This window comes from Janthinobacterium aquaticum (assembly GCF_009208565.1).
Classification (GTDB): Bacteria; Pseudomonadota; Gammaproteobacteria; order Burkholderiales; family Burkholderiaceae_D; genus Janthinobacterium.
In genome coordinates, this window is record NZ_WFLK01000021.1 from 48,195 (window position 1) to 56,831 (window position 8,637).

Annotated in this window: 8 protein-coding genes and 1 tRNA gene; all 9 read right to left on the bottom strand. The window is 55.7% G+C overall.

All coding sequences use genetic code 11. From position 1 onward, the window contains the following. Window positions 1-45: 45 nt before the first annotated feature. Window positions 46-4,152 carry a DNA-directed RNA polymerase subunit beta gene (gene rpoB, locus GCM43_RS24650; RefSeq protein WP_152248519.1) on the bottom strand — a complete coding sequence of 1,369 codons (4,107 nt, stop codon included), beginning with the start codon at window positions 4,150-4,152 and terminating at the stop codon, window positions 46-48. Between the two features lie 230 nt (window positions 4,153-4,382). Further along, entirely contained in the window at window positions 4,383-4,757 is a 375-nt protein-coding gene (gene rplL / locus GCM43_RS24655) for a 50S ribosomal protein L7/L12 (RefSeq protein ID WP_076565137.1), read from the bottom strand. 67 nt (window positions 4,758-4,824) lie between these two features. Next, on the bottom strand, window positions 4,825-5,364 hold the full coding sequence (rplJ, locus tag GCM43_RS24660) for a 50S ribosomal protein L10 (RefSeq protein WP_152248520.1): 540 nt from the start codon (window positions 5,362-5,364) through the stop codon (window positions 4,825-4,827). A 319-nt stretch (window positions 5,365-5,683) separates the two neighbouring features. Then, window positions 5,684-6,379 (bottom strand): 50S ribosomal protein L1, encoded by a 696-nt coding sequence (gene rplA, locus GCM43_RS24665; protein ID WP_152248521.1) that lies wholly within the window; start codon window positions 6,377-6,379, stop codon window positions 5,684-5,686. Beyond that, entirely contained in the window at window positions 6,379-6,813 is a 435-nt protein-coding gene (gene rplK / locus GCM43_RS24670; RefSeq protein WP_034753131.1) for a 50S ribosomal protein L11, read from the bottom strand. The genes rplA and rplK overlap by 1 nt, the downstream gene beginning before the upstream one ends. A 116-nt stretch (window positions 6,814-6,929) precedes the next feature. Beyond that, window positions 6,930-7,541: a transcription termination/antitermination protein NusG gene (nusG, locus tag GCM43_RS24675; protein WP_152248522.1), complete on the bottom strand. Its 612-nt coding sequence runs from the start codon at window positions 7,539-7,541 to the stop codon at window positions 6,930-6,932. Beyond that, complete coding sequence (gene secE, locus GCM43_RS24680; protein ID WP_152248528.1) at window positions 7,541-7,924, bottom strand: preprotein translocase subunit SecE; 384 nt, start codon at window positions 7,922-7,924, stop codon at window positions 7,541-7,543. Before secE ends, nusG begins: the two co-directional genes overlap by 1 nt. 32 nt (window positions 7,925-7,956) lie before the next feature. Then, window positions 7,957-8,032 (bottom strand) — tRNA-Trp (locus GCM43_RS24685). 66 nt (window positions 8,033-8,098) lie between these two features. Next, window positions 8,099-8,637 (bottom strand): EF-Tu C-terminal domain-related protein (locus tag GCM43_RS24690; protein ID WP_152248523.1); only part of this gene is annotated, 539 nt, incomplete at its 5' end.

Here is an 8,637-nt window from a genome sequence, read left to right on the forward strand (position 1 = left end):
CAGCCGGGCTTTGTGTTTCCCAAACCAAATGACAGAGGTTGTCTTTTAGTTGCGTTCGAGGTCGATATCGATACCCAGCGAACGGATTTCCTTGACCAGCACGTTGAACGATTCAGGCATGCCCGCTTCGATCACATGGTCGCCCTTGACGAGGTTTTCGTACACTTTGGTACGGCCATTCACGTCATCGGACTTGACGGTCAACATCTCTTGCAGCACATACGATGCGCCGTATGCTTCCAGTGCCCACACCTCCATCTCACCGAAGCGCTGACCACCGAACTGGGCTTTACCGCCCAGTGGCTGTTGCGTTACCAGCGAGTACGGACCGGTCGAACGGGCATGCATCTTGTCATCAACCAAGTGATGCAGTTTGAGCATGTGCATCACGCCGACAGTAACCTTGCGCTCGAACGCTTCACCGGTGCGACCGTCATACATGGTCACCTGGTTTTTCGACGCGGTCATGCCCAGGTTGGTGGCGATGTCGTCCGGATACGCCAGGTCCAGCATGCGGCGAATCTCGGCTTCGTTGGCGCCGTCAAACACTGGCGTAGCGAACGGCACACCTTTTTTCAGGTTGTTCGCCAGCTTCATGATCTCTTCGTCGTCGAACTTGTCGAGCTCTTCGGCACGGCCGTTGTCGTTGTAGATCGTGGTCAGGTACTTGCGTACTTGCTCGACCTTGGTTTGCGCTTTCAGCATTTCGCCGATGCGGATACCCAGACCCTTGGCAGCCCAGCCCAGGTGAGTCTCGAGAATCTGACCGACGTTCATGCGCGAAGGCACACCCAGCGGGTTCAGCACCACGTCTGCCGGCGTACCGTCAGCCATGTATGGCATGTCTTCCACAGGAACAATACGGGAAACCACACCCTTGTTACCGTGGCGACCCGCCATCTTGTCGCCCGACTGCAGGCGGCGTTTCACGGCCAGGTACACCTTGACCATTTTTTGCACGCCAGGTTGCAGCTCATCGCCTTGCGTCAGCTTCTTGCGCTTCTCTTCGAAGGCCAGGTCAAACTGGTGACGCTTCTCGTTGATCGATTCCTTGATCGCTTCGAGTGCTACGGCTGCATCGTCGTCGGCCGGGCGGATGTCGAACCAGTGGTACTTGTCCAGATCGTCCAGGTATTCCTTGGTGATCTTGGCGCCTTTCGACAGCTTTTTAGGGCCACCGTTGACAACTTTGCCGATCAGCATTTTTTCCAGACGCTGGAAGGCATCGCCTTCAACGATACGCATCTGGTCGTTCAGGTCCAGACGGAAGCGTTTCAGTTCGTCATCGATAATTTGCTGAGCGCGTTTGTCGCGCACGATTCCTTCACGGGTAAACACCTGCACGTCGATGACGGTGCCGATCATGCCCGAAGGCACGCGCAGCGAGGTGTCTTTCACGTCCGATGCTTTTTCGCCGAAAATGGCGCGCAGCAGTTTTTCTTCCGGCGTCAGCTGGGTCTCGCCTTTTGGCGTCACTTTACCGACCAGCGTGTCGCCAGCCTGCACTTCAGCGCCGATGTAGACGATGCCCGACTCATCCAGACGTGCCAGCTGGTTTTCAGCCAGGTTCGAGATGTCGCGCGTGATTTCTTCGGCGCCCAGCTTGGTATCGCGTGCAACAACCGACAACTCTTCGATGTGAATCGAGGTGTAGCGGTCGTCTTTCACGACGTTTTCCGAGATCAGGATCGAATCTTCGAAGTTCAGACCATTCCATGGCATGAAGGCCACGGTCATGTTCTGGCCCAGAGCAAGCTCGCCCAGGTCGGTCGATGCGCCGTCGGCGATCACGTCGCGCTTGGCGACGCGGTCACCAACCTGCACGATAGGACGCTGGTTGATGTTGGTGTTCTGGTTCGAACGGGTGTACTTGATCAGGTTGTAGATGTCCACGCCGACTTCGCCAGCTTGCGCTTCGTCATCGTTGACACGAATCACCACACGGCCCGCATCGATGTAATCGACGATACCGCCACGCAGTGCCTGCACGGTGGTGCCCGAGTCGACTGCCACGGTGCGTTCGATACCGGTACCGACCAGCGCTTTTTCAGGACGCAGGCAAGGTACAGCCTGGCGTTGCATGTTGGCGCCCATCAATGCACGGTTCGCATCATCGTGTTCGAGGAACGGAATCAGCGAAGCCGCAACGGAAACGATCTGGCCTGGCGCCACGTCCATGTACTGGATGCGCTCTGGCGAGACCAGAATGGTTTCGCCAGCTTCACGGGCCGAGACCAGCTCGTCGCTCAGCATGCCTTCGTCGTTGATGGTCGCGTTCGCCTGAGCGATGATGTAGCGACCTTCTTCGATGGCCGACAGGTAATCGATCTGGTCGGTGATCTTGGAGCCTTCGACCTTGCGGTACGGGGTTTCCAGGAAGCCGTATTCATTCAGGCGGGCGTACAGAGCCAGCGAGTTGATCAGACCAATGTTCGGTCCCTCAGGCGTTTCAATCGGGCAGACGCGGCCGTAGTGAGTCGGATGCACGTCGCGCACCTCGAAGCCGGCGCGTTCGCGCGTCAGACCGCCAGGGCCCAGAGCGGAAACACGGCGCTTGTGGGTGATTTCCGACAGCGGGTTGGTCTGGTCCATAAACTGCGACAGCTGGGACGAGCCGAAGAATTCACGGATCGCGGCCGAAATCGGCTTGCTGTTGATCAGGTCGTGCGGCATCAGGTTATCGGCTTCAGCCTGACCCAGACGCTCTTTCACGGCGCGCTCAACACGCACCAGGCCGGCGCGGAATTGATTTTCTGCCAGTTCGCCCACGCAGCGTACGCGACGGTTACCCAGGTGATCGATATCGTCGACTTCGCCGCGGCCATTGCGCAGTTCCACCAGGATCTTGATCACGGCCAGCACGTCTTCGTTCGACAGCGTCATGGCGCCGGTCAGTTCATCGCGGCCAATGCGGCGGTTGAACTTCATGCGGCCCACGGCCGACAGGTCGTAGCGGTCCGAGTTGTAGAACAGGCCGTTGAACAGCGCTTCGACCGAATCTTCCGTTGGCGGTTCGCCAGGACGCATCATGCGATAGATCGCCACGCGCGCAGCCATCTGGTCGGCGGTGTCGTCGATGCGCAGGGTTTGCGAGATGTACGCACCCTGGTCCAGATCGTTGGTGTACAGGGTCTGGATTTCGGTGATGCTGGCGTCGCGCAGGCGGCCCAGCAGGTCTTCGGTCAGCTCGTCGTTGGCCGAGGCCACCACTTCGCCGGTGTCGCCGTCGACGATGTTTTTCGCCAATACGCGGCCCAGCAGGTAGTCTTCCGGTACGGAAATGTGCTTGATGCCGGCAGCTTCGATATCACGCACATGCTTGGCGTTGATACGCTTGTCTTTCTGCACCAGGGTCTTGCCGTCTTTGCTGACGATGTCAAAGCGCGCCACTTCGCCGCGCAGACGCTCGGAGACGAATTCCATCTCCGCGCCTTCCGAACGCAGGTTGAAGTTGTCGAACACAAAGAAGTTGGCCAGGATCTGCTCATGCGACATGCCGATGGCTTTGAGCAAAATCGTCACAGGCATCTTGCGGCGACGGTCGACGCGGAAGAACAGGATGTCTTTCGGGTCAAACTCGAAGTCCAGCCACGAACCGCGGTAAGGAATGATACGCGCGGAGAACAGCAGCTTGCCCGACGAGTGGGTCTTGCCGCGGTCGTGCTCGAAGAAAACGCCAGGCGAACGATGCAACTGAGAAACGATCACACGCTCGGTACCATTGATCACGAACGAACCGGTGGTCGTCATGAGCGGCAGTTCGCCCATGTAGACTTCCTGCTCTTTCATTTCTTTGACCACTGGCTTGGTTGGCGATTCCTTGTCCAGGATCACCAGGCGCACTTTCGCGCGCAGCGGCGACGCGAACGTCAGGCCACGTTGTTGACATTCTTTGACGTCAAAGGCTGGATCGCCCAGAACGTACGACAAGAACTCGAGACGCGCAAAACCATTGTGCGAAACGATAGGGAAAATCGAGGTGAAAGCCGACTGCAGGCCATCATTCTTGCGGCCGGACGGTGCGATGTCCTCTTGCAAGAAGCTATGATAAGACTCGAGCTGGGTCGCCAGCAGGAACGGAACGTGGTGAACGTTGGCGCGCTTCGCGAATGATTTGCGAATGCGTTTCTTCTCAGTAAATGAGTAGTGCATGGACACTCCGTGAGTGACAGAAAGGATAGAAAATTCAGGTTTTGCAAGTGTTCGTTTGCATACGCTGCGTGTGACACAGACGAAACCTCAAGGCTCTGCTTTCCGGCTTGAATCGAACAAAACTGCTACAAATGCATTACAGACGACAAAGGAGCCAAAGCCGGATTCCCCCCTTTGCAAGGAGGAATCCAGGACTTTGACTCGGGCGCTAACTGACGCCAGTACAGATATTACTTGATCGAAGCGGTTGCGCCGGCTTCTACCAGTTTCTTCTGTGCTGCTTCAGCGTCGGCTTTCGAAACGCCTTCTTTCACAGTTTTTGGTGCGCCATCGACCAGGTCTTTAGCTTCTTTCAAGCCCAGGCCGGTGATTTCGCGAACTGCTTTAATGACGCCAACTTTGTTTGCGCCGAAGGTGTCCAGAACAACGTTGAACTCGGTTTGCTCTTCAACTGCTGCGCCTGCTGCTGCGCCGCCGGCTGCTGGAGCAGCCATTGCTGCTGCCGACACGCCGAATTTTTCTTCGAAAGCTTTGACCAGGTCGTTCAGGTCCATTACGGACATGGCGCTAACTGCTTCCAGGATATCGTCTTTGCTAATTGCCATTTTGAAACTCCTAAATTTATTACGTTAGTTACATCAGATTGGTACTGAGAGAAAAAAGCGCGCGCAATTAAGCGGCTGCTGGGGCTTCTTCTGCTGCTGCTTCTGCAGGAGCTTCGGCGCCTTCGCCTTTTTTCGCTGCCAGGGCAGCCAGACCACGTGCAAAGCCCGAAACCGGAGCCAGCATAACGCCCAACAACTGCGAAATGAGGACTTCACGGCTAGGAATGCTCGCCAACGCAGCGACGCCAGCTGTATCCAGCGGCTTGCCTGCGTAGTTACCTGCTTTGATAACCAGTTTGTCGTTGGTTTTAGCAAAGTCAGCGATGACTTTAGCTGCTGCAACGGCATCGGCCGAGATCGAGTAGATCAGCGGGCCGGTCATGGCATCTGCCAGGCTGGCGAATGCGGTACCTTCAACGGAGCGACGAGCCAGAGTGTTTTTCAACACACGCAGGTACACGCCTTGGGCACGCGCTTTAGCACGCAGTTGCGTCAAGTGACCAACCTGGATGCCACGATATTCGGCCACGACGATCGTTTGCGCAGTTGCTACTTGTGCGGAAACTTCGGCGACGACGGCCTTTTTGTCATTCAGATTGAGACTCACGGTCAACCTCCTTAAATGATGTTCGGCAATCTCAATCGAGTGATTGAGCACCTTGCATCGGTTCGAACACGGCGTCCGAAGTCAAGAAGTACTAAACTGAGCGGATGAACTCACGCAGCATGAGGACTACAAAACTTGTTCGGGTACACCATCTGCGTTGGGCATTGTTCGTTGCCGAACAATCCATTAACCTTCCGTACATGCTGTCACGGTCGGCCCAACGGTCTTTGATTGTCTGCCGGCAAGATGCGAACACCTCACCGACAGCCCAAAGATGCGCCTGCAGCGTCCGAAGGCGCTACAGGACTTGATTCTTTACTTAAGCTGCCAGGCTGGCCTGGTCAACACGGACGCCAGCGCCCATGGTCGACGACAGCGAAACCTTGCGCAGGTAAACACCTTTGCTGGTTGCTGGCTTGGCTTTGTTCAGCGCGTCGATCAGTGCCACCAGATTCGATTTCAGATCTGCGTCAGCGAACGATTTGCGGCCGATGGTCGCGTGGATGATACCGGCTTTGTCGGTACGGTACTGAACTTGACCGGCTTTCGCGTTTTTCACGGCGGTAGCGACGTCAGGGGTAACAGTGCCGACTTTCGGGTTAGGCATCATGCCGCGTGGGCCCAGGATCTGACCCAGGGTACCAACGATACGCATGGTATCTGGCGAAGCGATAACGATGTCGAAAGGCATGTCGCCGGCTTTGATCTGCTCGGCCAGGTCTTCCATACCAACGATGTCGGCGCCGGCTGCTTTGGCAGCTTCAGCTTTGTCGCCCGACGCGAATACAGCCACGCGTACGGTTTTGCCGGTGCCAGCTGGCAGCACGACGGAACCACGTACTACTTGGTCCGATTTCTTAGGATCAACACCCAGTTGTACCGATACGTCGATCGATTCATTGAACTTGGCCGTTGCGCACTCTTTGATCAGAGCGACAGCGCTGTCGAACTCGTACGACTTGGTACGGTCTACTTTGGCTTTCAGAGCCTTGATACGTTTGGTCAACTTAGCCATTATACAACACCTTCCACCGTGATACCGATCGAACGTGCGGAACCAGCGATGGTGCGTACAGCAGCATCCATGTCGGCAGCGGTCAGATCAGGGGTTTTCAATTTAGCGATTTCTTCAGCTTGTGCGCGGGTCAGCGTACCGACTTTGTCGGTATGTGGCTTCGGCGAACCTTTGGTGATCGCTGCAGCTTTTTTGATCAGGTAGGTTGCTGGTGGCGTCTTCATCACGAAGGTGAACGACTTGTCAGCAAACGCGGTGATCACGACAGGGATCGGCATGCCTGGTTCCAGACCTTGGGTCTGCGCATTGAATGCTTTGCAGAATTCCATGATGTTCAGACCGCGTTGACCCAGAGCTGGACCGATTGGTGGGGATGGGTTTGCTTTACCAGCTGGCACTTGCAGCTTGATAAAACCAATGATTTTCTTTGCCATGATGGCTCCTATCTTGGATTGAGTAGTAGCGCCCCGCCGATACGATCCTGGCGGGGCTCCTCTGACCGGATTTCGCTTTTACTACCGCGACGCTCCTGGTGGCGCTTGCTGCTGTTTTATACTTTTTCGACCTGGCCGAATTCGAGTTCGACTGGCGTTGCACGACCAAAAATGGTGACCGAGACGCGCACTTTCGATTTCTCGTAGTTGACTTCTTCGACATTGCCGTTGAAGTCGGTGAACGGACCATCCTTGATACGCACTTGCTCGCCCACTTCGTACAAGGTCTTCGGACGGGGCTTTTCAACACCTTCCTGCATCTGGCGCATGATGGCATCGATTTCGCGCGCAGAGATCGGCGTCGGCTTGTTCGATTTGCCACCAATGAAACCGGTAACCTTGCTGGTGTTCTTGACCAGGTGCCAGCTTTCGTCCGTCATTTCCATTTCAACCAGCACATAGCCAGGATAGAAACGACGTTCGGTGACCGACTTCACACCATTCTTGACTTCAACTACTTCTTCGATCGGCACCAGGATCTGGCCGAACTGGTCTTGCATGCCCGCGCGTTCGATACGCTCGGTCAGCGCGCGCATGACGCTTTTTTCCATGCCGGAATAAGCATGCACCACGTACCAGCGCTTGCTGCTGACCGGCACGCTCAGCGGAGCACCAGCATCTGCTGCCGGAGCTTGCTCTGCTGCATCGTCTTGCACGTTTTCGCTCATTATTTTTTCCAACCCAGAATTACGTCATACAACAGAAACTCAAGCAATTTATCCGTGCCCCACAGGAAAATCGCCATGACCAGCACAAAGGCAAACACGATCGCGGTAATCTGCGTGGCTTCTTTGCGGGTAGGCCAGACCACCTTCTTGGTTTCGCGTACGGCTTCTTTGGCGAAATTGAGGAATTCACGGCCGGTCGTCGAGACATACAAGAGCGCAACAGCAATAACCAAACCAGCCACAAGCGCGCTTGCACGCACCAGAGCTGGTTGGCCTGCCAGGTAATAAAACCCGACTACTCCTGCAATCGCTGCGGCTATCGCCAATGCGACTTTTATCTTGTCACTCGACGTGCTAACGGTTTGCACGGATTGATTTGACATTTTTCTACTTTCGGTGCCCTGCACCTTGACGGTGGCAGGGACGGAGGGCATCGAACCCCCAACCTTCGGTTTTGGAGACCGACGCTCTGCCAATTGAGCTACGTCCCTACGTAAAACTTTCGAGGAGTGCTATTCTACCACCCAGGACACCCCGGGTGGAAGTATAACTTTTCCTTATGCAATGATTTTTGCAACAACACCTGCACCAACGGTACGACCACCTTCGCGGATAGCGAAGCGCAGACCTTCTTCCATCGCGATCGGGTTGATCAGCTTGACGGTGATCGACACGTTATCGCCTGGCATGACCATTTCTTTGTCTGCCGGCAGTTCGATCGAACCGGTCACGTCAGTCGTACGGAAGTAGAACTGTGGACGATAGTTATTGAAGAATGGCGTATGACGGCCGCCTTCGTCTTTCGACAGAACATAGATCTCGCCGGTGAAGTGGTTGTGCGGCTTGATCGAGCCTGGCTTTGCCAGAACTTGACCACGTTGCACGTCTTCACGCTTGGTGCCGCGCAGCAGCAGACCAACGTTATCGCCTGCTTGACCCTGGTCCAGCAGTTTGCGGAACATTTCCACGCCGGTGCAAGTCGTTTTGACGGTATCGGTGATACCAACGATTTCGATCTCTTCGCCGACTTTGATGATGCCGCGCTCGATACGACCGGTTACAACGGTACCGCGACCCGAGATCGAGAACACGTCTT